Annotated in this window: 24 protein-coding genes; 15 read left to right on the top strand and 9 right to left on the bottom strand. The window is 60.5% G+C overall.

What is annotated here, in order from left to right; translation table 11 throughout:
• Nucleotides 1-58: 58 nt before the first annotated feature.
• The 8 genes from QQJ96_RS13700 (at nt 59) to QQJ96_RS13665 (ending at nt 8417) form a co-directional block, all read left to right on the top strand.
• Nucleotides 59-643: an adenylate kinase gene (locus QQJ96_RS13700; RefSeq protein ID WP_284332571.1), complete on the top strand. Its 585-nt coding sequence runs from the start codon at nt 59-61 to the stop codon at nt 641-643.
• Between the two features lie 142 nt (nt 644-785).
• A complete protein-coding gene (mpl, locus tag QQJ96_RS13695) occupies nt 786-2141 on the top strand; it encodes a UDP-N-acetylmuramate:L-alanyl-gamma-D-glutamyl-meso-diaminopimelate ligase (protein WP_284332570.1) in 1356 nt (451 codons plus the stop codon).
• A gap of 295 nt (nt 2142-2436) precedes the next feature.
• Nucleotides 2437-2949 (top strand): hypothetical protein, encoded by a 513-nt coding sequence (locus QQJ96_RS13690; protein ID WP_284332569.1) that lies wholly within the window; start codon nt 2437-2439, stop codon nt 2947-2949.
• A gap of 16 nt (nt 2950-2965) precedes the next feature.
• Nucleotides 2966-4258, top strand: a complete 1293-nt coding sequence (locus QQJ96_RS13685; RefSeq protein ID WP_284332568.1) for an HlyD family secretion protein — start codon at nt 2966-2968, stop codon at nt 4256-4258.
• Nucleotides 4255-6345 carry a peptidase domain-containing ABC transporter gene (locus QQJ96_RS13680; protein ID WP_284332567.1) on the top strand — a complete coding sequence of 697 codons (2091 nt, stop codon included), beginning with the start codon at nt 4255-4257 and terminating at the stop codon, nt 6343-6345. Before QQJ96_RS13685 ends, QQJ96_RS13680 begins: the two co-directional genes overlap by 4 nt.
• Nucleotides 6346-6416: 71 nt before the next feature.
• A complete protein-coding gene (locus QQJ96_RS13675; RefSeq protein WP_284332566.1) occupies nt 6417-6584 on the top strand; it encodes a hypothetical protein in 168 nt (55 codons plus the stop codon).
• A gap of 83 nt (nt 6585-6667) precedes the next feature.
• Nucleotides 6668-7765, top strand: a complete 1098-nt coding sequence (locus QQJ96_RS13670; RefSeq protein ID WP_284332565.1) for an ATP-grasp domain-containing protein — start codon at nt 6668-6670, stop codon at nt 7763-7765.
• A 4-nt stretch (nt 7766-7769) separates the two neighbouring features.
• Nucleotides 7770-8417 carry a DUF6624 domain-containing protein gene (locus tag QQJ96_RS13665; protein ID WP_284332564.1) on the top strand — a complete coding sequence of 216 codons (648 nt, stop codon included), beginning with the start codon at nt 7770-7772 and terminating at the stop codon, nt 8415-8417.
• Nucleotides 8418-8623: 206 nt separating this feature from the next.
• Here the strand turns inward: QQJ96_RS13665 and QQJ96_RS13660 are convergent, their stop codons facing one another.
• Both QQJ96_RS13660 and QQJ96_RS13655 read right to left on the bottom strand, forming a co-directional pair.
• The gene (locus tag QQJ96_RS13660) at nt 8624-10039 is read right to left on the bottom strand and encodes a hypothetical protein (protein WP_284332563.1); all 1416 of its coding nucleotides are present in this window, start codon (nt 10037-10039) and stop codon (nt 8624-8626) included.
• Complete coding sequence (locus QQJ96_RS13655; RefSeq protein ID WP_284332562.1) at nt 10036-10965, bottom strand: ABC transporter ATP-binding protein; 930 nt, start codon at nt 10963-10965, stop codon at nt 10036-10038. The genes QQJ96_RS13660 and QQJ96_RS13655 overlap by 4 nt, the downstream gene beginning before the upstream one ends.
• Before the next feature lie 78 nt (nt 10966-11043).
• Here QQJ96_RS13655 and QQJ96_RS13650 point away from each other — a divergent pair, with 78 nt between their 5' ends.
• The 3 genes from QQJ96_RS13650 (at nt 11044) to QQJ96_RS13640 (ending at nt 14066) form a co-directional block, all read left to right on the top strand.
• Nucleotides 11044-11646: an LON peptidase substrate-binding domain-containing protein gene (locus tag QQJ96_RS13650; RefSeq protein ID WP_284332561.1), complete on the top strand. Its 603-nt coding sequence runs from the start codon at nt 11044-11046 to the stop codon at nt 11644-11646.
• Between the two features lie 7 nt (nt 11647-11653).
• Complete coding sequence (locus tag QQJ96_RS13645) at nt 11654-12472, top strand: SDR family oxidoreductase (RefSeq protein WP_284332560.1); 819 nt, start codon at nt 11654-11656, stop codon at nt 12470-12472.
• A 250-nt stretch (nt 12473-12722) separates the two neighbouring features.
• Nucleotides 12723-14066: a sigma-54 dependent transcriptional regulator gene (locus QQJ96_RS13640; RefSeq protein WP_284332559.1), complete on the top strand. Its 1344-nt coding sequence runs from the start codon at nt 12723-12725 to the stop codon at nt 14064-14066.
• Between the two features lie 89 nt (nt 14067-14155).
• On the opposite strand, the gene QQJ96_RS13635 is transcribed toward QQJ96_RS13640, so the two are convergent.
• From QQJ96_RS13635 to QQJ96_RS13610, 6 genes are all read right to left on the bottom strand, one after another.
• Nucleotides 14156-15481, bottom strand: coding sequence for a hypothetical protein (locus QQJ96_RS13635; RefSeq protein WP_284332558.1), 1326 nt, complete (start codon nt 15479-15481; stop codon nt 14156-14158).
• 47 nt (nt 15482-15528) lie between these two features.
• Nucleotides 15529-16386 carry a hypothetical protein gene (locus QQJ96_RS13630; protein WP_284332557.1) on the bottom strand — a complete coding sequence of 286 codons (858 nt, stop codon included), beginning with the start codon at nt 16384-16386 and terminating at the stop codon, nt 15529-15531.
• A 10-nt stretch (nt 16387-16396) separates the two neighbouring features.
• Nucleotides 16397-17089, bottom strand: coding sequence for a C39 family peptidase (locus QQJ96_RS13625; RefSeq protein WP_284332634.1), 693 nt, complete (start codon nt 17087-17089; stop codon nt 16397-16399).
• A gap of 162 nt (nt 17090-17251) precedes the next feature.
• The gene (locus QQJ96_RS13620; RefSeq protein WP_284332556.1) at nt 17252-18091 is read right to left on the bottom strand and encodes a serine-rich family protein; all 840 of its coding nucleotides are present in this window, start codon (nt 18089-18091) and stop codon (nt 17252-17254) included.
• Between the two features lie 34 nt (nt 18092-18125).
• Nucleotides 18126-18779, bottom strand: a complete 654-nt coding sequence (locus tag QQJ96_RS13615) for a hypothetical protein (protein ID WP_284332555.1) — start codon at nt 18777-18779, stop codon at nt 18126-18128.
• Between the two features lie 9 nt (nt 18780-18788).
• Nucleotides 18789-19325 carry a hypothetical protein gene (locus QQJ96_RS13610; protein ID WP_284332554.1) on the bottom strand — a complete coding sequence of 179 codons (537 nt, stop codon included), beginning with the start codon at nt 19323-19325 and terminating at the stop codon, nt 18789-18791.
• A 348-nt stretch (nt 19326-19673) separates the two neighbouring features.
• Here QQJ96_RS13610 and QQJ96_RS13605 point away from each other — a divergent pair, with 348 nt between their 5' ends.
• A complete protein-coding gene (locus tag QQJ96_RS13605) occupies nt 19674-20906 on the top strand; it encodes an acetylornithine transaminase (protein ID WP_404649089.1) in 1233 nt (410 codons plus the stop codon).
• A gap of 11 nt (nt 20907-20917) precedes the next feature.
• On the top strand, nt 20918-21337 hold the full coding sequence (locus tag QQJ96_RS13600; RefSeq protein ID WP_284332552.1) for a VOC family protein: 420 nt from the start codon (nt 20918-20920) through the stop codon (nt 21335-21337).
• 69 nt (nt 21338-21406) lie between these two features.
• On the opposite strand, the gene hemL is transcribed toward QQJ96_RS13600, so the two are convergent.
• Nucleotides 21407-22690 (bottom strand): glutamate-1-semialdehyde 2,1-aminomutase, encoded by a 1284-nt coding sequence (hemL, locus tag QQJ96_RS13595; RefSeq protein WP_284332551.1) that lies wholly within the window; start codon nt 22688-22690, stop codon nt 21407-21409.
• A gap of 212 nt (nt 22691-22902) precedes the next feature.
• Between hemL and QQJ96_RS13590 the strand changes: the two genes are divergently transcribed.
• Together QQJ96_RS13590 and QQJ96_RS13585 are read left to right on the top strand one after the other, a co-directional pair.
• Entirely contained in the window at nt 22903-23097 is a 195-nt protein-coding gene (locus QQJ96_RS13590; protein WP_284332550.1) for a rubredoxin, read from the top strand.
• Between the two features lie 103 nt (nt 23098-23200).
• The gene (locus tag QQJ96_RS13585; RefSeq protein ID WP_284332549.1) at nt 23201-23368 is read left to right on the top strand and encodes a hypothetical protein; all 168 of its coding nucleotides are present in this window, start codon (nt 23201-23203) and stop codon (nt 23366-23368) included.
• Nucleotides 23369-23760: the final 392 nt, after the last annotated feature.

Raw genomic sequence — 23760 nt, 5'->3', positions numbered from 1 at the left:
AAGAATCCCAGGGAAACTGGCGCAGTGTGCGACAGAACGCGGGATCTTGTGGAGATTTATGCGACTTGTCCTTCTTGGCGCGCCCGGCTCGGGCAAGGGTACCCAGGCAGCACGGCTGAAGGCCGACCTTGGCGTGCCTCACATCTCGACCGGGGACATGCTGCGCGCCGCAGTGAAAGCGGGCACCCCGCTGGGTATGAAGGCCAAGGCCGTGATGGATGCCGGTCAGCTGGTTTCCGACGACATCCTGCTGGGCATGCTGGAAGAGCGCCTGGCGGAGTCCGACACCCAGCCAGGCTTCATCCTCGACGGCTATCCGCGCAACCTCGCGCAGGCCGACGCGCTCGATCACCTGCTCACCAAGATCGGCCAGCCGCTCGATGCCGTGGTGAAGCTGGAAGTACCGAACGAAGCGATCATCAAGCGTTGCGAAATCCGCTTTGCCGCGGAACACCGCAAGGACGACGATCCGGTGGTGGTGCGCGATCGCCTGAAGGTCTACGCCGAACAGACCGCGCCGGTGGCCGATTTCTACTCGCGCCGCGGCAAGCTGCAGGTAGTGGACGGCGTGGGCGAGCTGGACGAAGTGACGGCGCGCGTGAAGCGTGCGCTGGCGAACGAGGCCGCGGCGGCAAACGGCTGATTCGGCCTACCCGCCGTCATTCCCGCGAAAGCGGGGATCCAGTTGGCTCCGGTGCGAGGATGAAGATGGATTCCCGCTTTCGCGGGAATGACGTCCAGGAAAGACCGGGCCTTACGACCGCTCCAAACGACATTTGAACCGCATGCGTCTGCACATCCTCGGTATCTGCGGCACCTTCATGGGCGGCGTTGCCGCCTTGGCACGCGAACTCGGCGAAACCGTCGAAGGCTCCGACGCCAACGTCTATCCGCCGATGAGCACCCAGCTCGAAGCGCTCGGCATCGCCCTGATGCAGGGCTATCGGGCCGAATACCTGCAACCGGCGCCCGACCTGGTCATCGTCGGCAACGCCATGGTGCGCGGCAATGCCGCGGTGGAATACATGCTGGACCAACGGCTGCGCTACGTGTCCGGCCCGCAATGGCTGGGCGAGCGTTTGTTGGTAGACCGCGAAGTGCTGGCAGTGGCCGGTACGCACGGCAAAACCACCACCACCAGCTTGCTCGCACATCTACTCGATAGTGCGGGGCTGGCGCCCGGTTTCCTGATCGGCGGCGTGCCCGGCAACTTCGGCATCTCCGCGCGGCTGGGGCAGGGCAAGCCATTCGTCATCGAGGCGGACGAGTACGACAGCGCGTTCTTCGACAAGCGCTCCAAGTTCGTGCACTACCGCCCGCGCATCGCCATCCTCAACAACCTCGAATACGACCACGCGGATATCTTCCCTGACGTCGCAGCAATCCAGCGCCAGTTCCATCACTTGGTGCGCACGGTGCCGGGCAACGGCAAGTTGATCGTCAACGCGCACGACAAATACCTGGACGAAGTGCTGGCGATGGGCTGCTGGACGCCGGTGGAAACCTTCGGCATCGGCAAGGGCGATTGGCAGGCGACGCTGGTCGCGGCCGATGGCTCCCACTTTTCGGTGCGATACAAGGGCGAGCTTATCGGTGAAGTGCAGTGGCCGCTGCTTGGCGATCACAGCGTGATGAACGCGCTGGCGGCACTCGCAGCCGCCACGGCAGCCGGCGCCGATCCACGGGCCTTGCTGCCGGCCTTCGCTAGCTTCCAGAGCGTAAAGCGGCGCATGGAAGTGGTCGGCGAAGTCGATGGCGTGCGAGTCTACGACGATTTCGCCCATCACCCGACGGCCATCGCCACCACGCTTGCCGGTTTGCGCGCGAAGGTGGGCAAGGCGCGCATTCTCGTTGCGCTGGAGCCGCGCTCCAATTCCATGCGGTTGGGTGCGCATGCCGAAGCCTTGGCGCCCTCACTGGCCGATGCGGATGCCGTAGTGTTCCTGCATCGCCCGGAACTGCCATGGGATGCCAGGCGCGTTACGGATGCCTTGCATGGCCGTGCCAGCACGGCGCCCAGCGTCGATGACTTGCTTGCTGCGCTCAAATCACAAACCCGCGCAGGCGACCACGTGGTGTTCATGTCCAACGGCGGCTTTGAAAACGCACCACGCCGTTTCGTCGAGGCGCTGCACTCGTAGGCTGGGATGCCAATCCCAGCATTGTGAAGCCGCAAGAAAGCTGGGATTGCCATCCCAGCCTAGGCCGCCGCCTTTTTTGCGTACATAAACGCAAGCCGCTATTCCCTGATTGGTCGAGACTTCGCCGACACGAATTTCGGAGTAGTTCTATTTCCTTCTTCCAGGCACTGGAGCATGGTGCTGCAAGGCGGTGAAGGTAGTTTGTGATCGTCTCCGCCGGTCGCGCGGTGATCCTTCGTGCGGGTTGAACTCAATCTCGATTGAGATGCATTTTCCTACCGATAGGGAGACGGACATGAAAGCATCCTGGATGAGAAATGCGCTGCAGGTGGCTGCATTGGTCGCATGGGGTTCAAGTTTTCCTACTTATGCGCAAAGCGAAGTCAAGCCTTCGCTTTCAGAAGTGGAGTCACGTGCGGTAAATCAGGTCACGCACGCAGATGAAATTGCAGCAAGGCTGGCACCCATCAAGTCCATTAAGGACCTAACCGCCTATATGGCACGAACTTCTGCTGCAGATTCGCTACTTAACCTCTTGAGCCCTGCGGCAAAGAATCGTTTTCTATCGAGTCTTCAATTCAACGAGAAAGGAATAACATCGTTCAGCTATGCCGATCTCGAGGCGGAATTGACCCCTTCTCAGATATATGAACTATTGAGCCTCTTTGGTATTCAGCGGACGGTACCCCTCATGAAAGGGGCTCGAGTGGTCGATGATACCGACAGAATGATCATGGCGAATCCGATTAAGCATCAGTGTACTGGTGCGCACGCATCTTGCACCCTCCACAAGAAGCTTATCCTTTGATCAAGGATGGTCGGGGATGTCGATGTCGACCGAGCTATTTAGGCGCGAGGTCCTTGCCGCTCGCCACAACAGCCTGCACGGCGCGATCCGCGTAGGAGCCCCCCATTTGGGCTGGGTATTTTTTTGCGTTGGGGTGTGCTCGGCGGCTTTGCTGCTCCTTCTGTTAGCGGTGGGGAAATATACCCGTCACGTACAGGTCAATGGCTTTCTGGTCCCGGAAAATGGCCTTCTGACGATTACACCGCCTTCACAGGGCGTGGTGACTCGCATCTTCGTGAGCGAAACGGCGGCCGTCAATAAGGGCCAACCCCTTCTAGAGATTTCCAACGAAGAGACCAGTGCGTCTAGCGGAGATACGCAGGCTTCGATCGCCGAGCAGCTTAACTACAAGCGCAAGCGCTTGCGAGGAGATATCGCGGAGCAAGATCATTTGTTCGAGCTACGAACAGCCGATATGAAAGGCAGGCTTTCCTTACTTGAGAGCCAGATCGGCGAGTTGGACGCGCAGATTGCGATCCAGAAGAGCAGGGCTGACAGCGCCGAGAGCCTCTACAAGCAATGGTCAGGCCTTCAGGTCATCGGATTAGTTAGCAAGCTCCAGGTACTTCAGCAACGAGACTTCGTCCTTCAAATCAAATCGCAGCTTCATGAGCTATCGGGTGAAAACTACCAACTCAAACAGCAAGTCGCACTTATTCGCGGCCAACTGGCCGAATTACCGATCAATAAGTACGGCAAGATCAGCGAACTCGAGAGAACGTTGGCAGACGTCAATCAGTCCATCGCGACCAACGATGTACGGCGAGCCGCCATTCTGCGATCGCCCGCTGGCGGCTTGCTATCCAACCTACTTGTGCATGTGGGACAAGAAGTGTCGACGGAACGTCCCATCGCAACGATCGTTCCAGGAAACACAAGGCTCGTAGCCGAACTGTGGATTCCTTCAACAGACATCGGAGCCATCCACAAGGGTGGCCGAGTGGTGCTTCGGTATGCCGCTTACCCCTACGAAAAATACGGTCAACAGTTTGGTGAAATTGAGGCGATTTCCCGGGATGCCATACCCCCTCAGGTGGCTAGTCGCTTCCTGGGGGGCAATTTCAAAGACGCAGTCGTGAAGGTTACGGTCCTGCTCCCCAGCCAGAACTTTCGAACCGAAGGAGGTGACGAGCGCCTAAAGTCAGGGCTCGCGGTGACCGCGGACATATTCGTGGAACGCCGGCGCCTAATTGAGTGGATGTTTGACCCTGTGCGCGGTTTCAGGCGCGATGTCGACCTCCAAGCCGCCTCGGGGGAGCTTGGCTCATGACTAATGGTGCTGCCATCTCAATGTTTCCTGCTCGGCGCCGCTTACCGCTTCTTACGCAAACGGAGGCCGCAGAATGCGGATTGGCGTGCCTCGCGATGGTGGCGGGCTATTACGGAAGTGACTTTGATCTGGCGTCCTTAAGGCGGCGCTACGGCACGTCACTTAAAGGCATCACGCTGGCAAGAACGATTGAGATCGCCAGATCGCTAGGACTCGATGGGCGTGGCTTGCGCACCGAGCCGGAACATCTTCACGAGATAGTACTTCCGTGCATCCTCCATTGGAACCTCAATCATTTTGTGGTGCTAAATCGTGTCTCCTCCAAGGGGTTGGAGATCTACGACCCGGCGCGCGGTCGATACTGGGTCACCCTGGAAGAGGCAAGCAAATGCTTCACCGGCGTTGTCTTGGAGCTATGCCCTCGCCCCGATTTCAAGGCAGCGAAGGAAAGGGATTTGGTGGCGTTCCGCCATCTGGCAGGAAAGATTATCGGCCTCCCTCGTGCAGTCATTCAAATCAGCGGGTTGGCTCTCTCCATTGAGCTTTTGGCACTTATCCTCCCATTTCAGCTGAAGTGGATCATGGATGACGTCTTGCCAGCAGGAGACTCAAACCTCTTATGGATCATGGCGATGGCCTTTTGTACGCTGGCAACCGTGCTGTTTGCCCTCACCGTGGCTAGGGCGTGGTTGATCAGCTGGCTGGGAGCAACCATCAACGCGCAGTGGACAACCAATCTATTCACGCACCTGCTCAATCTTCCCCTGGACTTCTTTGAGAAGCGCCATATGGGTGACATTGTCTCTCGATTTTCATCCGTCCAGACGATCCAGAACACTTTTACGGGAAATTTCATCGAGGTCGTGCTGGATGGCATAACCGGTCTTTTGACGATCTTTGTCCTATGCGCATATAGCTTGCCTCTGGCCGGCATGGTCGTTGGCACCGCGTGCATTTATGCATCAATACGTTTTGTCACCTATCGGACGTTACGTAACGCCAATGAAGAAAGCCTCGTGTTTGGTGCCCGCCAACAATCGGAACTCATGGAATCTGTGAGAGGTATACAGGCAATCAAGTTGGCAAATAAGCAATGGGTCAGACGTGCGCGTTTGGCCAATGCGACGGTCGAAGCCTCCTCGCGGGTGATGCGTTCGCAACGCATTGCTTTGACTGTGTCGGCCTCGAACCAATGGCTGTTCAGTCTCGCGCGCGTCCTGCTTTTAGCCCTGGGTGCCCGCTTTGCGCTTGAAGGAAAGCTGTCCGCTGGCATGGTCATTGCGATCATGGCGTATGCCGACCAATTCGTTATCAAGGTGGGCGGACTCGTCGACAAGCTGGCGGACTTTCAATTATTGCGTGTTCATGCCGAACGCATCGCAGACATCGCATTCGCTGATCCCGAGCCTGAGGGAGAGGCCGGGTTCAGCGGCGATACGCCAGCCCCTTGCATTGATCTTAAGCAGGTCGGATTCCGCTATGCACAGGGCGAAAAGTGGGTTTTTCGTGGCCTGTCGCTATCGATCGACGAGGGGGAGTCGGTCGCCATCGTGGGCCCCAGTGGGTGTGGCAAAAGTACGCTCGCCAAGGTTTTGCTTGGCCTCGTACCGCCGACTGAGGGAGGTGTTGTGATTGGCGGCGTTGACCTTATGACTTACGGGTGCCGTCGCTATAGAGAAATGGTCGCGGCCGTCATGCAGGACGATACACTCTTTGCCGGCTCAGTCGCCGACAATATCGCCTATTTCAATCAATCCTCCACCATCGATCAAATCATACGAGCAGCGATGGTAGCCGAGATACACGACGAAATCATGGCCATGCCCATGGGGTACGAGACGTTTGTCGGCGATATGGGCTCCGCGCTCTCTGGTGGTCAGAAGCAAAGGATTCTTCTAGCCAGGGCTCTATTCAGCGATCCCAAGATTTTGGTGCTGGACGAAGCGACAAGTCATCTGGACGCAGTCAAGGAGGCACGCATCAACGCTAACATCAAGGCCCTACGCATTACTCGCATCATCCTGGCGCATCGTCTCGAAACGATTGCCAGTGCCGACCGCGTGGTCTGCCTGGTTGAGAAGGAATAAGTTCTTCCCGCATGACGCGGGCGGACCGCGCTTGGTCGGACTACCGGGCACTCAAGCAAAGGCGAAATACTATGGACGTCAACGATTCTGTCATCTCTCCCATCGGCCTGAATCATGCGCGCGAATTAAGCATGAAAGACCTGAACCAAGTAGGCGGCGGTACGCAGACCTTTCACGCCAAAGGCACCTACACGGCCGGCAAGCCAGATGCTGATGTCGAGTACGACATCCAGTGGTAAGTGACTGAATAGGGGCCCAAGGCACGATCGTCTTGGGCCCTCTTGAATGGCCTTTCATGTCTCTGGCAGCGAGGATGCATGCTATGTCGCCCGTGACCGATCTGATCGTAGGGACGAAGACCGACTACCATGCCATCGCCGTCATGTGGGCGCTAAAACAACTAGGCCGTAGTCCTTTGCTTTGGGACGGCCTGTCCATCGATGACGGGCACATGCACTTAGCCATTGATGGGGGTCGCTCGAGCCTGGCACTTAATGGGCATCAGGTCGAAACGCTTCACTCCCTGTGGTTTCGCCGACAGATTCCTTACAAGGAGTTTGCGAATGTGACCCCGGAGGCGCATAAGTTCCTCAAGCGGGAACTTTACGAGGCTGATCGCGTGCTTTGCGCATTCTTGGAGAAGATATCCAAATTCACTGTATGTGGATCGCCATCGAAAGTAGCGCTGAGCAAGGTCCATCAGCTTCAGGTCGCAAGAGACGTAGGATTCCGCGTTCCGAAAACACTCATCACCAATCAATTTGATGCGGTGCGATCATTTGTCACAGGAACTCGCAGCATAGTAAAGCATTTCGCTCCGCACTATTTCATGAGGCGCGACCATAGCCAGTTGCGAGTAGTCGGTACCAGCGAGGTTGGCGAACTGATGGACATCGATCCGCGATCGGTTGAAATTGCGCCCGCCATTTATCAGGAGCGTGTCGACAAATCGTACGAGGTCAGATTGACGGTTGTTGGAGACAAGCTATTTCCGGCGAAAATTTTTTCGGATGATGGTGATGCGTTCCTGGACTGGCGATCCGAACTTGGCAAGGCCCATTGCAAAGTTGCGCCATGTAAGCTTGGTCCACAAGTAGAGCAAAGCGCATTGCGCCTCATGCGCCGCCTGAACCTTGAATATGGATGCATTGACCTCGCAGTATCAAAGCTCGACGAGATCTATTTCTTGGAAGTCAATCCAGGAGGTCAGTTCCTCTTCATTGAGGATCTGATTCCCGAGTATCCCATTTTGCATGCCTTCTGCAGTCTGCTGGCGCAGGGGCGGCGAGACTTTGCGCTGAATGACACGTGGCGGTCCAAGTTGACGATGCGTGCGTTCGAGCGTTCCGACGACTTCTATGAATGGGAGCAGGTATATGCGCGCAAGGACGACGATCATTTCATTACTTACATTGGGTAGCTTGATGTTGGGGAGCTTCGCAATCGCCGACGACGCAAATGCTCAGCACGATCGCGTACGAGAAGCCTGCCCTGGTGTGGTGGCCTGGGAGCGCAATCGCATTCATGACCACCTGCCAACAGTGGATCCATCGACCATCACAGCGCCTACCTTACGGGGCGAGATAATGAAGATGGCTGAGGATGATCAGGCGGTCCGAAACATCTCGCCGAAAGTGCTAGCGAGTGAAGGCTCTGCTGCACTTGAGGAGGTCAACAAGGTTGACGCTGGAAATCTCGCAAAGTTGCGGCAAATCGTGAAGGATCACGGCATTCCAACTCCCCACATGATCGGCGACAAGGGGATGGAGGCGTTCTGGATGTTGGTGCAGCATGCCGATCACGATCCATTGCTTCAGCAAAAGGTGCTCACTGCGTTGTTCTCTGACTCTAGGGGACTGCCGTTGAACGAGATAGCGCTGCTAATAGACAGGGTGCAGATCAATCGAGGCGAACCGCAGACTTATGGAACGCAGTTCCATCGTGAGGGCGGCAAATTCGCGCCCGACCCGATTCGGGATTCCAGTGAGCTCGCGGCCCGACGCAAGAGTATGGGCCTGATGCCAATTGTCGATTACGAATGTGTGCTTCGTGCTACCTATAATGAGCGCTGACGTTATGACCTCACAGGTAAGCCGAGTGTTTCGTGCGAGACTCATGGCGCACGGCATATTGTGACACCCGCCGGCACTCAACTTGACCCGATCGCGGCTTTCGCAGATTGGCCAGCGTGGCGAATGTAAAAATGCGCTTGCTGAATCAGCCACGTCCACGAACATGGTCGAGCATCATGTCATTGGCAGGCCATCTTCGATGCGCTTCATGTAATGGGTGCATCGAAGCGCGGAGAGCGCGAGACATATTCACGCTGAGCTGCGAACCACACGCCCGCACCGAAGCCAAGCGCTAGCAGTGCAAGCAGGCCGCCGCCCCATCCATAGCCCAGGGCGCCCACCAGCCAATAGCCACCCCAATACACGGCCATGGTGCCGAACAGCACGACCAGATTGACGATGGTGCGGCCGGTGGTGCCCTCCGGGCCGATAAGGTGCAACGCGAGTGCGGCCAGGCTGGCCGCCAGCGAAACGATCGTCGCCACGAACAGCATGCGCAAGGGATCTGGAACGTGCACCAGCCAGGCGCCGAGGGCGGTGTACACCAAGGCGGTGAGCAGACTGATCGGCACCAGCACGAGCAGCGCGTCCGAGATGGTCTGCTGGTATTCGGTGCGGGTTTCCGGTGCGAGCGTGAGGTACAGGTCGGCCATGTTCGGCCGCATGCGCGTCATGCCGACGTTCAATTGTGGGAAGCGCGAGATGCTGAGCATGATGGCGTAGGCGCCAATCACCACTGGGTTGAAATGCTGGCGGTGCATGATCGCGACGAAGTAGAAGCAGACGATTGCCGAAACCAGCACAATGCGCAGTCCGATTGCTTCCGGGTTGTCGTTCGGCAGCAGCAATCGCCGCACCAGGATCATGCGCTGCTGAAAGCTGGGGTTGCGCCGGTAGGTGGTAAGCGCGCGGCGCATCGCTCGTTCCGCAAGCTGCTCATACAGCGCGGTGATGCGCTTGCCAAATGCGCCCATGCGCCGCGGCTCGCCGGGTGCGCCACGGGTTTGCATGCGCCCCAGGCTGGTGCTTTCCAGCGGCGATGCGTCTGCTTCCCGATCTACGATCCGCAACAGCGGCGCAACGCTGAATCTCAACAGCAATGCCACGATCGCCAGCAGCAGCCACGGCGTGAATGGCGAATGGAGGGCGTCCTTGAGCAAGTCGGCCATGAATGAAGGCATCCAGCCGAGGACAACGAAGATGGGCCAGATGAACGCGCTGCTGCGTGGGTTGCTGCCCATCATCAGGCCGGTCGCGGCGATCAGCAGCAACCCGCCGCCAACCAGCAGAAGGTGCGGTACACGTCCCACGGCGGCTACGACCAGCGGCAATAGCACCCACATGGCGAGATCGATCGCTGCGTATTCCAGCAAGCGTCGGCGAAAATTCGGCAGCAGAAAGCTTTCCGCCGTGCACACGCCGCGCAAGTTGTACCCCTGGCCGGTGTGCCACATCCAGGTCGCTACGCCATACAGGGAGGCGGCGACGACCAGGAATTCATCGCTGCCGAGCAGCCATCGAACAGCGAAATACAGCGCGGCGGCACGTAGCAGATTGGCCAGCACGACCAGTAGCGGCGTGCGCCGGAACAGTTGCAGCCAGAGCTGCCACGCTGCGTTCATGCCAGCTCCACGAACAGGTCTTCCAGCGTGGGCGTCTCGACGTGCAAGCTGGCGTTTTCGCGCGCGGCAAGTGCATGCAGGCTGTCCAGGCTGGGGTCTTCAACCAGCAGGATCGCCTGGCTGTCCTGCAGGTGCGACTTCAGGCTGCCGGCCACTATGGGCGCCTGCGTCCACCCTTCCGGGCGCGCCAGTACCACGCGTTTGAATCGCTCGCGCAATTCGGCCAGCGGCCGGGTGAACTGGATGCGGCCGTCACGCAGCAGGGCAATGTCGGCATCGGCGCGTTCCAGGTCGGCGGTGATATGGGTGGAAAAGATCACCGTCTTGCCTGGCGCACGCATCAGCGTAAGCAGCTCGCTCATGAAGGCGCGGCGCGCCTGGGGATCGAGGCTGGCCACGGGTTCATCCAGCACCAGCAGATCCGGATCGGGCGCGATCGCGCGCACGATCGCCAGTTTCTGGCGTTGGCCTTGCGAGAGTTCGCCGATTTTCTGCTTGACGTCCAGCTCCCAGTTCGCCAGCAGGCGTTGTACCCGTTCGTGGTCCCAGCGCGCATAGAAGGCGGCGGTGAAGTCGAGATAGGCACGCACCCTCATCCACGGAAACAGGTCGAAGGTCTGTGGCACGAAGCCGATGCGGTGCATGCGTTCCCCGCCGGGCTCCAGCATTGGCTCGCCGAACAGCTCGATGCTGCCGCCGTCGATCGGCGACAAGCCCAGCAAGCAGCGCAACAGGGTGGTTTTGCCGGCTCCGTTGCGACCCAGCAGGCCGATCACGCGCCCGCTCGGCACGCTCCAGTCCAGCGACTTGAGCACGTGGCGCTGCTTGAAGGATTTCTCCAGGCCCCGGACTTGCAAGACCGCAGGCAGGGATTGCGAGGCCGACATGGGATGAGCTGCGGTGGTGGCAAGCGGGGTGGCGGACATCCGTGCACGATTCCCTGGTATCGATGGGCGCACTGTGCCTTGCTCTGTAAAGCTCGTCCAGTGGTTAAGATGCGCGGCATGCCTGCCCAGCTTTCCTCCATCGACATCCCTCTGTTTCCGCTCGGTACGGTGCTGTATCCGGGCGGGCAACTGCAATTGCGCATCTTCGAGCCGCGTTACCTGGACCTGGTGCGCGAATGCACGAGTACCGGCGCGGCTTTCGGCGTCTGCCTGATCCTGGAAGGTGCCGAGGTGGGCGCACCGGCCCAGCCGGCCGCGATCGGCACGCTGGCGCGTATCGTGGATTTCAGCCATCGCGAGGACGGGCTGCTCGGTATTTCTGCCGAAGGAGGCAGCCGCTTTCGCGTATTGCGAACGCGTGCCCGCTCGGACGGCTTGTTGCGCGGCGACGTGCAATTGTGGCCGGACGACGAGCCGCAACAGGTGCCGGTGGAATTCGCCCTGCTGCAAACCATCCTTGAGCGCTTGATCGAAACCATGGGGCCGCATTGGCGCAATGCGCCACGCTCGGCTTACGACGAAGCCGGCTGGCTTGGCTTTCGTTTGGCGGAATTGTTGCCGCTGGCGCGCGAGGAACAACAGCAGCTATTGGAAATGACCGATTCATTGCAGCGCTTGGCTGCGTTGCGCGATATCCTGCCGCGCTTTCAGAAAGCTTGAGGATCCCATGAGCAACCTGGCCGGAAAAACCTTGTTCATCACTGGCGCTTCGCGCGGCATTGGTCTTGCCATCGCGCTGCGCGCTGCGCGTGACGGCGCCAACGTCGTGATCGCCGCCAAGAGCGGCGTGCCCAATCCCAAGCTGCCCGGGACCATTCATACCGCGGCCGCCGAAGTGGAAGCCGCCGGCGGCAAGGCGCTGGCGTTGAAAGTCGACATCCGCGAGGAAGACGAGGTGCATACGGCGGTCGAGCAAACAGTGGAGCGCTTCGGCGGCATCGATATCGTGGTCAACAATGCCAGCGCGATCTGGCTGGCCGGTACCGAAGCCACGCCGATGAAGCGCTTTGACCTCATGCATCAGGTGAACACGCGCGGTACCTTCATGGTGACGCAAGCTTGTCTGCCGCATTTGAAGAAGGCGAGCAATCCGCATGTGCTGATGCTCGCGCCGCCGCCGAATCTCGATCCCAAATGGTTCGCACCGCATACGGCCTACACCATCGCCAAGTATGGGATGAGCCTTTGCGTTCTGGGCATGAGCGCCGAATTGGCGCCCCTGGGCATCGCCGTGAATGCTTTATGGCCGCGTACAGTTATTGCCACGGCAGCTATCGCCATGATCGACGGCGTGAAACCCGAAAATTGCCGCCGCCCCGAGATCGTCGCCGATGCGGCCCATGCACTGTTGACCCAGCCCGCCCGCCAATGCACAGGGCGCTTCGCGATCGACGAGGATGTGCTGAGAGAGTCGGGGATACGTGATTTCGACAACTACGCGTATAAAGTCGACGCGCCGTTACTGCCCGATCTGTTCCTGAACTAGTACGTTCAAAAAGCAGGCTGTCATCAGACCGCCGCTGTCTGGTGCGTAGGATAGGCACCTAATGCCATCCCGAGGGAGGGATGGCACGTATTTTGTTTGCGTAATCAGTGATCAACCGAGTTTTTCGGGTGTATATTCCGTGAACAGCGCCAGGTTTATGGGGCGCATGCTGGCTACGGACGCGGGGGCGAAGGCTTGTTAAGGGATGTAACGGGCACCGTGGTCAGCGGTTTTGGAGGGAGGCGTTGCTATGAATAACGATATGTCGATCCGCTGTCTGGTGTGGTTCGGGGAGCCGACTAGTATTGAACGGGCACGTTTGGCACAGGCTGGCTGGCACACACGTGTAGGAGATGCCAGCGCCCAGGGAGGCGGGGTAGGCATCCGGCGAGGGGACACAGTGGTGGCGATGGCGGATCTGCGCCAGGCCGGTACCGAGACTTTGCGCAGCATGGCCAAGCTGATGGCCGATCATCCGCGCATTCCGTGGATTGCTTTGTTATCGGCCGACACTTCCGTGCAGTCGCCTGAGGTGGAGCGCGTGCTTCGCGCCAGCATCGATTTCTTCACCGCCCCCGTCGATATGCATCGCTTGATCGAGACGCTGGGCAAGCTGGCGGGTGATGCGCCGCCGCAGGTCTCGGCGCATGCCGATGTGCCGGGCATTACCGGCAACAGCCCGGCGATGATGGCGGTGGTGGCGAGCTTGCGCAAATACGCGCCGGTGGATTTGCCGGTACTGATTACCGGTGAAACAGGCACCGGCAAGGAAGTGGCAGCGCGCGCCCTGCACAAATTGTCGCAACGCCGCGATCGGCCATTTGCCGCGATCAACTGCGGTGCATTGCCGGCCAACCTGGTGCAGTCGGAGCTGTTTGGCCATGAGCGTGGCGCCTTTACCGGTGCCAATGCCCGCCGCGTCGGCCATTTTGAAGCGGCCGCTGGCGGCACGGTGTTCCTGGATGAAGTGGGCGACCTGCCACCCGATGCGCAAATCAGCCTGCTGCGCCTGCTGCAGGAAGGCACCCTGGAGCGCGTGGGTTCCACGCAGTCGATCAAGCTCGACGTGCGTGTGCTCGCCGCCACTCACGTGGACCTTGAGAAAGCAGTCGCGCAAGGCCGTTTCCGCGAAGATCTGTACTACCGGCTCAACGTGTTGCGCCTGCGCATGCCGGCGCTGCGCGAGCGCGCCGATGACGTGCTGCAACTGGCGCAGATTTTCCTGGACAGCTTCCGCAAGCAACACGCTTGTCACGCGCGCACCTTCAGTGCGTTGGCACGCAAGGCGCTACGCGATTTTTCCTGGCCGGGCAACGTGCGCGAACTGCTTAACCGCGTGCAGCGTGCGGCGGTGGTGGCGGAGGGCGCCCAGATCAGCGTGGCCGATCTCGACCTGGAAGATGTCGTCGCGCCGAAAGGAGGGCATTCCAGCCTGGGCTTGATGCGCACGTCGGCCGAGCGTGACGCGATCATGGCGTGCCTGCGCGAGTCGCGCTTCAATATCAGCGAATGCGCGCGGCGCTTGAAGGTGTCGCGGGTGACGATCTATCGGCTGTGCAAGAAGCACCAACTGGTGCTTGAAGATACGCATTGATCGTAGGCTGGGATGCCAATCCCAGCATCGCCACGCGAGCAGGCATCACGATGCGGGGATTGGCATCCCAGCCTACGCAGGCGTTGGCATCAGAACATGTAGGGCACCTTGAACGTCAGGGTGAAATTTGGCGCATCCGGCGTCATGCCCATGCCGAGCACTGTCACAAACGTGGTATGCGTGTTCAACGCGTAGGTGAAGCCGAAATTCAAACTGGCCGCGTTCGCCTGGCTGCCGATGATCTTGGTCCACGGGCCGCCACTCTGGCGCAGTGAGTCCTTGCCGTTGAGGCGATCGCTGAAGGACAGGCTCAGGCTGCTGCGTTCGTTGAACGCGAAGGCAAGGCCGGCGCCGTAATAGTAAACATCGGCAAGGCGAACGCTGCCTGGCGTGACGATTTGCGGGTCGGTATTGATGTCCTTGAAGCTGCGCGACAAGGAGTGGATGTAGCCGATGTTGCCGAAGACGATCGCCGGGTCCATCGTCTTGACGAAGGAAGCGCCCAACGTGCCCTGCCATAGGCCGTTGCCGGTGGGTTGCCGGGTCGGCACGGCAAACTGTTCGTATTGCGAGTTCGGTGCCACGTTGACCCATTTGATGCCATAGGGCGCGCGCCCGGTTGGCGCCGTCACCCCCAGGGTGAGCACGGTGTCTGGCCGGCTGGGGGTCTCGGTCAGGATTTTGTAGTTGACCGACAAGTTGACGTCGCCCAGGCCTTTGCCGGTCGAGCTGTGTTCGTCGATCGCGGCCGCGGAGCCGCCGGCGCCACCCTGCTGGTAGTCGGTGTTGCGCCCGACATAAGGGACGTCGAGATTTACGCTCAACCGCGGCGTGATGGCATAGCGCCCAATCATGTCGTAAGTGAGCGAATTGGAGTTCACGCGATCGATCGCGATATTGCCGAGGAAGATCGAGTTCAAGGCGAGGAAGCCGTTGAGGGTCAGCTCGGCACGATCGTAATGGTTGTACGCAAGGTCATTTTCGAAGGTGAATTTGCGATTGAATACGGCATTTTGCTGTTGCTCCAGCACGTCCTGCACGCTGCGTGTCTGAGCGGATGTGCTGGCCTGTGCGCTTTGGGTGGTCGAAGCCGCTTGCGTGTTTTCCACGGCGCCCGAACTGGCTTCGGCGCTGGCGACCTGCGCTGGAATCGGGTTGGGCGTGGTCTTGCCGGTCAGGCGCGCCTGCAGTGCTTGTACTTGCATATCCAGTGCACGCAGCTTGCGCACCTCCTGCGCGTAGTCCACTTTCAGCATCTGCAATTGGCGGACGAGTTCCTGCACGTTCGCCTGGTCCTGCGCGTTAGCGTTGGCTTGGGCGACGCCGGAAGTGGTTTGCTGACCCAATGCGTCAGCGCTTATGAAAAGACAAACAAGGCTGCATGCCACCGCAGTGGCGATAATGGTCTTGCGCATGTCGGCTTTCCCCTGTTGGTGGCAGAGTGCGTTGGGCTAGGACGCGCTCAGCGGTTGCGGTCCATATGGAGCGATTGCGCCAGGTTGTGCGCGAGCTGTGAGGTGGTCGCGTTGGTCGATTGCGTCACCATGCTCACGATCATCTGGTTGGTTACGACCTGGTTGTCGGCCGTCAGCGCGATGGTCTGGCCCAGGCTGCCGGGCCGGATCCATTGCGATGCCGAACCGAGTCCATCCACGGACAGGTTCACCTGTGCGCTGTCGTGCGTATGCGTTGCAGAGGCGGACGCGTCACTCGCGCTCGCGACACGACCGTCAGGCGTCCTGGTGCCGGTGTCTGTCGTAGCCACAGGCGTGGTACCCGTTGACGTCAAGGCCGTGGCATTGCTCGATGGGGCGCTGCCGCTTGGAGATGAAGGCGGTGCACTGCTGCCGTTTTGGATATTCAGGCTGGTGACGTTGACCGCCGCATTGTTGTCACCGGCGATCTGCACGCTTTGCGTCATGCCGCTGACATTGGCGATTCCGGCACTTTGCACGCTGCGGCTTACGCTTGAGGCAGCCGGTACGGGCGGTGCGTTGCTGACGGTCGTGATGGTGACCGTCGGCACGAAGGTCACCTGCGGCTGGTTCGGGTTCTTGCTGAAATCCAGGCCCAGCGTCAGCGTGCTTTGCAGTGTCTGCCCGTTGTTGGTTTGCCAGGTGGATACCATTTCCACACCGAACCACAGCACGGTGTTGTCGCCCACGATGTAGCGGCCGCGCATGCCGGCGAGTTGATCGTCACCCACCTCATGGATGCCTGGCGCAACCGGATGTTCGCCACTTTCGCCGGCGAGCGCGGGAACACAGCGGCAGGCCATGGGCAGTAGCAGTGCGGCAAATAGGATCGAGCGTTTTTCCATGGCTGGGGCCTTAAAATAGATCGGCATGCGTAAAGCCGAAATCGAGTAGTTCGGTATCGGTGATGGCGCCGCCCTGGCGCGCGAATAGATTGCGCGCGCTGGGCTTGCTGACGGGTTGAAGCAATACGGTATGGCGGTCGAAGTCGCTGCCGATCACCACGAACAGCACGTGCGAGGGCCACGACTTCATGAAGGCGTCCAGCAGCATGCTGCGGTTGCCGAGTATGGGGTCGGCAAGCTCGACATGGTCCTCATGCACCTGCTTGAGCACCACGAAATGCCGATAGCCGCGTACCTCCATCAATACGATGACGGGAACGCGTAGTGTGCGCAGGCGTGCGGTATCGACGCGATAGCCGCGTCCGTGCATGCCCAGCGCTTCTACGTAGTGCTTGATGTCGAGCATCGAGAAGCCGCGTTGCTTGACTTGCGCCTGGTCGGCCATTCCCAGCATGCCGTCGATGACGACATTTTCGTCCACGTCCAGGTGATAGCCGTAGCGCAGGATCGTCGCGAGCGCCGCAGCACCACAGCTGTAATCGGTGTGCTGGCGCACGATATTGGCGAAGCGCAGCTCCTGCATGCTGCTCACCTGCGTGGTGTATTGAGCACCATTAGGCAGCACGCCGGCGAAGCTCACCTCGCCCGCATGCGCACGCGCGCCAAGGCTGGCTGCGATGAACGCAAGTATGGCTACCCACATCGAAGATGCAGAACGCACGTGTCAAGCCCTCAATCCTTAGGAAGGGAAGACCCCCGGCCCGCAGGGGACGAGCCGGGGGCTTCCACATGGTGCCCGGCGGCATGTCGCCGGGTTACCGCCCACATTGCCGTCTTGCGACGGCGCGTTCTTTCCACCACGCCACTACGGGTTGGAGACACCCATGGCGAGGCTGTTGCTCTGCATGTTGCCTGTCCCAGCTGCCTGGTTCAGGCCGATATTGCCGCTGGCGCCGGAGAAGGCATTGCCAGCCAGATTGGTCGTGTTGGACGTTGCCTGCGGATAACCACAACCAAGCACGCCGAAATCGTTGCCGACGCCATTGCCTGACCACTCCTGATCGAGCGACGAGGTTGCCACCGCATAGGCGACATTCGCAGCCGTGGCGGCGGAGAGCTGGTTGAGTTGCTCGTTGCCGTTGCCGACGGCCTGATTCACACCCACATTGCCCGACGCGTTGCTGAAAGCGTTGCCGCCGATGTTGGCCTTGTTGGTCGTGCCGGCGTTCAAGGTCAGGTTGGACATGCTCGACTGGGTGGCGATCGTTTCCGCATCGGCCATGCTGCCGGAGTGATCCTTGCAATGGTCGCAGTCGAAGGTGAAGCCGGCGTCGGACGAAGCGGCGATCGCGGCCTGGTTGCCCTGTGCGTTGAAATCACCGGACGCCTGGTTTACGCCCACGTTGCCTGACGCGCCGGAGCCTACGTTGCCGGCGATGTTGGCGCTATTGGACACGTTGCTGCCATTGACGTCGGCGTTGTTCGACGATGCCTGCGTGCCGTTCGACAAGGCGACGGCTGCAGCGCTGAGGTTGATGTGCCCGTCTACGTCCGGGTCGCCGCTGAGGCTGATGTCCGAGTTCAGTGCAACATTCTTGGTCACCGTTACCTGCGTGCCGCTGGTGCTCTGCGCGTAGGCCTGCGAAGCGCCGAAGGCGCCCACAATGGTGAGTGCGATCAAAGTCCTTCTCAAATCTGCTTTCATGATGTCCTCTCTGAAATGGCTGTATGACGAGTTGTCAATGCGGGGAAGCCGGTGCGGACAGCAGAACCAAGTTGTCGGATGCATTCCCGGATCCCGCGACCTGATTGAGTTGCAGCACGCCGTTGAACCCTTCCATTGCCGACGGATCGACTGCCACGCTCCGTGTGCCGCCAGCCTGTGCATGTGGGTTCGACGATGTTTGCCCTCCTGCCGACGCCGAGACGGTGGCCGACAGGGAGCCGTCCGTCGCCTCGTGTATGCCTTGATTGGCCAGCCGTGCGGCCACCCCGTTCAACTGGGTGTTGCCGTTACCACTGACCTGATTGATGGATGCGATGCCTTGCCCATTGGCATAGGCATGTCCGCCGATGGTGGCGCTGGCATCCAGCGGCGCATCAGCTGCCGCATTGCGGTGCGTGGCCTGCCGCGCTTGGAGCAGCGCCATGGCATGGCCACCTAGCGTGAACGCGTGCAGGTTCGCCTGCTGATTGGCATCGCCCGCTGCGGTGTTTACCGAGCTTATGCCTTGCGAACCGCGAGCTACGTTTCCGCTGATGGTGTTGGAGTCCAGGTAGCTGAGGATCGCGACGTAGCCGTCATCGTTCGTCTGCGCGAAAGCCGGAGCCTGGACAGCTGCGATCAGGCCGAAGCCGATTGCGTACACCATGAGGTAGGAGGTGCGCATCATGGCGTTCCCTCAATGCCCCATGCTCAGCGAAGGAATCTGCGATACGGCACTGGTGACCTGCTCGCCGATGTTGCGCGTGCTGTCTGCTACGGCGCTGGCGCCGGCAGTTGGAGCACTCAGCGCATTGCTTACGCCATTGCTACTCACAGCGCCGGAGCTGCTGCCGCTGGTGTTGGTGCCGAGCGCCGTGCGGAGTGAGTGCTGTACGTCGTTGCGGATGGACACGCCGCTCGCCGCCGGCCCGGCGTTGAGGTCGGCGATTTCCGAATCGGTGATTTCGCCGGGACCGTTGCTTCCGGCCGTGGCATCGAGCAGTTGGGGATTGGGCGAGGCGCTGACCAGCAGTGCCATGCCAGGCGCGGTGGCTGGACGATCGGCAGGACGCGCCGCCACGTTGCGGATCACCACGATTTCGCCGGGCTTGGCTTTCTGTCCAAGCCGGGCGCCGTCAGCGAAGCCCAGTGCGGGGAGCATGCCAAGCAATCCCACGCACACCAGCGTTGCCCGGGTCTCGGTGTGGCGATATGCATGTTGGCGTGAGTCCATGGGCGTTCCCCTTCCTGTGTCCCTAGGGAGAGGGCAAGTCCCATGCCAGCGGCGAAAAACCTCGGAAAATGAAGGGTTAGCGTGTGAATGGGCCGGATCGGGCAACGCCTGGGGTGTGCACGGCTGTTACAGTCGAAGGGCAAGCTGGATCGCGATGAATGGCTTTATATGGCGATTTTCAGAGGGTGTAACAGTTTTGATACAGGTCGCGTCGTGGTTGACAACGCCAGCGTATGTCGGCGGGAAATGCTTGCTGCTAGGATGCTTTCTCCCCTTTCGTTTCCATCCTCTGGCGTGGCTGCGGCCTGGCCAAAGGTCATGTATTCCCTCGATACACAGGAGTCAGCGGTGTCGTCCCTCGTCGATCTTGGCAAGCGCTATTGGTTACCCGTCTACAGGCCGCGAGAGCTGGTGCTCGATCGAGGCAAGGGTGCGCGCGTGTGGGATACCGAGCAGCGCGACTATGTCGATTTCGGCGCGGGCATCGCGGTCAATGCCCTGGGGCATCAGGACCCGGATTTGATTGCCGCGCTGACAGCGCAAGCGCACAAGCTCTGGCATAGCAGCAATGTGTTCTACACCGAGCCACCGCTGCATCTGGCGCAAGAATTGGTCGAAGCATCCGGTTTTGCCGAGCGCGTGTTTCTGTGCAACTCCGGGGCCGAGGCGAACGAAGCGGCGATCAAGCTGGTACGCAAATGGGCGGCGATGCAGGGCAGGGGCTCGGAGCAGCGCGTGATCATCACCTTCCGCGGCTCTTTCCACGGCCGCACGCTGGCGACAGTCACCGCTACCGCGCAGCCGAAATACCAGGAAGGCTATGAACCGCTGCCCGGTGGTTTCCGTTACCTCGATTTCAACGACGTCGCCGCGTTGGAAGCAGCCTTTGCCGCAGGCGACGTTGCGGCCGTCATGCTGGAGCCGGTGCAAGGCGAAGGTGGCGTGCTGCCGGCGGCGCCCGGTTTTCTCAAGCGCCTGCGTGAGCTGTGCGATGCGCACGGCGCGCTGCTGGTGCTGGATGAAATCCAATGCGGCATGGGTCGCACCGGAACGCTGTTTGCACACGTGCAGGATGGCGTGACGCCGGACATCGTGACGCTGGCCAAGGCCTTGGGCTGCGGTTTCCCGATCGGCGCGATGCTCGCCGGCCCGAAGGTGGCGCAAGTGATGCAGTACGGCGCGCATGGCACCACCTTCGGCGGCAATCCCATGGCCGCCGCCGTGGCGCGCGTTGCGTTGCGCAAGCTGTCGTCGCCGGAACTGCTCGCAAACGTGCAACAGCAGTCCGGCAAGTTGCGCGAGGCACTGATGTCGATGGGCAGCGAGCTTGGCGTGTTTTCCGAAGTACGTGGGCGCGGCCTGATGCTGGGAGCGGTGCTGGCAGAAGCCTATCGTGGCAAGGCGGGCGAAGTGCTCGACGTGGCGGCGGCGCATGGCTTGCTGGTGCTGCAGGCGGGTCCGGATGTGTTGCGCTTCGTGCCGCCGTTGAACATCAGCGATGAAGACTTGTCCGATGGTTTGTCGCGTTTGCGCCACGCCTTGCAGTCGTTCGTGGCGCGGTCCGCGGCTAGTCAAGCTTAGGAAGGATCAACATGAAGTACCTGCACAGCATGGTTCGAGTACGCGACCTGGATGCCTCACTGCGTTTCTACTGCAAGGGTCTGGGTTTGAAGGAAGTGCGCCGCATGGAGGTGCCGCAAGGCAAATACACGCTGGTATACCTCGGTGTCCCGGAAAATCCCGAGGCAGAAGTCGAGCTGACCTACAACTGGGGCTCGGAAGAGGATTACGGCTCAGCCCGCAACTTCGGCCACCTCGCGTTCCAGGTCAAAGATATTTACGCGACCTGCGAGCATCTGCAGTCGATGGGCTACACCATCAGCCGGCCGCCGCGCGATGGCCACATGGCGTTCGTGCGTTCGCCGGATCTTGTTTCGATCGAGTTGCTACAGGACGGCCATCTGCCGCCGCGCGAGCCTTGGTCGTCGATGCCGAACGTAGGCAGTTGGTAAGGACGAGGGGCAAGCGTAGGCTGGGATGACAATCCCAGCTTTCCGCATGGCATCCCGATATGCCAGGTTTTAGCCCGACCGTGCCTGCCGCATGGCGACGCGTGCGCAATCGAGTGTGGCCGCGATGTCTTCCTCGCTATGCGCGGAAGAAAGAAAACCGGCCTCGAAGGCACTGGGCGCAAGGAATACGCCGTGTTCGAGCATGCCCTGGAAGAAGCGGTTGAACATCGCCGTGTCGGCGGCTGTGGCCTGTGCGTAGCTGCTGACCTTCTCGTGCGTGAAGAACAGGCCGAACATGCCGCCCACCTGGTTGGTGCTGAATGGAACGCCTTCGCCATCGGCCACTGCCTGCATGCCCTCGACCAGCGTGCGTGTGCGCGCGGCCAGGGTGTCGTAGAAGCCCGGTTCCTGCACCAGTTCCAACATGGCCAGGCCGGCGGCCATGGCCACGGGATTGCCGCTCAAGGTGCCGGCCTGGTAGATCGGGCCGGCCGGTGCGATCTGCTCCATGAGGTCGCGGCGCCCGCCATAAGCGCCTACCGGCATGCCGCCGCCGATGATCTTGCCGAATGTGCTGAGGTCGGGCTGGATGCCGTAGTGCGCTTGTGCGCCGCCGAGGGCAACGCGGAAGCCGGTCATCACTTCGTCGAAAATGAGCAGCGCGCCGTGGCGGGTGCACAGTTCCCTCAGTCCTTGCAGGTAGCCGTCCCGCGGAGGAATGCAGTTCATGTTGCCCGCCACCGGCTCGATGATCAGGCCGGCGATTTCGCGGCCGTGCTCGGCAAACAGCGCCTGGGCAGCCGGCAGATCGTTGTAGGGTAGCGTCAGCGTAAGGTCGGCATTGGCCGCCGGGACGCCTGGCGACGTGGGTACGCCGAAAGTCAGCGCGCCCGAGCCGGCCTTCACCAGAAAGCTGTCGCCATGGCCGTGGTAACAGCCCTCGAACTTCACGATCTTGCTGCGGCCGGTGGCTCCGCGCGCCAGGCGGATGGCGGACATCGTCGCCTCCGTGCCGGAATTGACCATGCGCACCATCTCTACCGAAGGCAGCAGGCGCGTAATGGTCTCAGCCATCACCACTTCGGCCGGGCAGGGAGTTCCGAACGAGAGGCCATCGCGCACTGCGCGCTCGACCGCCTCACGCACTTTCGGATGGTTGTGCCCCACGATCATCGGCCCCCACGAGCCGACATAGTCGATATAGCGCTTGCCTTCCACGTCCCACAGATAGGGGCCGTCCGCGCGCGCGGTGAAAAACGGCTCTCCACCGACGGATTTGAAGGCACGCACCGGGGAATTCACCCCGCCGGGCAGCAGCTTCAGGGCGCGCTGGAACAATTCATGGTTGGTCATGGCAAGGGCTCGATTCGGGTAAGGGGCGGTCCGTGACTGCGGGAGCACGGCCGGGGTGCGTCATTTTCCGGGCGATGTCCGCTGGCCGCCAGCCTTGGGCGCCAGGTGTGACGCTATGTCCGAAACGGCCTTGCGCAGGCCGCTACGACCGCTTTCGCATCGCCGGAGGAGTTGCGAGAATGCGCTATTCACTCTGATCTAAGCGAGTCTCCATGAACCAGACGTCCACCGAAACCACCCTGCGCAAATGGATGTGCGTGGTCTGCGGCTTCATCTATGACGAGGCAGAGGGGCTGCCGGATGAGGGCATCGACCCGGGTACGCGCTGGGAAGACGTGCCCGACACCTGGACGTGCCCGGATTGCGGCGCGACCAAGAGCGATTTCGAAATGGTCGAGATCGACTGAATCGGCCGCGCGCTGCCCGCAAATCGCCCGATTTCGCCAGCGCCCTGGCTTTTCCTTCTGCTGCAATGGTCCTCGTGCAAAACCCCACCCCCGAGGCACGGCCATGCAGCAATTCATTCCCTTCGAAGATGACTGGGATGCGCTGGAAAAGATGCATCCTGAAGCATTGATACCTTATCGCGTCGGCCTGGTGCCTGTGCATGAGGCCGGGCCGGCTCAAGGGAATGCAGCTGGCAAGGCGCCCGCCTGTTTGCCGGGCACCGCGAAGTAGCCTTCGCTGACTCTATATATCGTGGAAACCAGGCAGGCCGGGGGCTATCAGCCCCCGGTTTTGCCGTCTCTCCGGCGGCTCTCACCGGGTGCCGCCTGTAGCGCGCGAAATTTTTTCCCAGATCGCGCTGGCGCCCCCTTCACAGAACTGTAAAGCGGCGCTATGATTTCACCCCCTTCGACGACACAGCCCGTCGCGAAGGTTCCCTGAAAACCTCCGAAAACATTTTTGAATTTGGGTGTTGACGGAAGCTTGGAGAGATGTAGAATGGGCGGCTCACCCGGGACGAAATGCTTCGGGGCGAACTTCAAAAGAAGCTCGCAAGTGATTGATCTTTGACAGTGTGCGCAGGTGAATTGTGTGGGCGCCTTGCGGTAGATGGATGACTGTCC

Origin of the sequence: Dyella flagellata (assembly GCF_030160275.1) — a bacterium.
GTDB classification, from domain to species: Bacteria; Pseudomonadota; Gammaproteobacteria; order Xanthomonadales; family Rhodanobacteraceae; genus Dyella_B; species Dyella_B flagellata.
The sequence above is the reverse complement of the archived record's forward strand: the minus strand, read 5'-3'. Positions and strand labels throughout refer to the sequence as shown.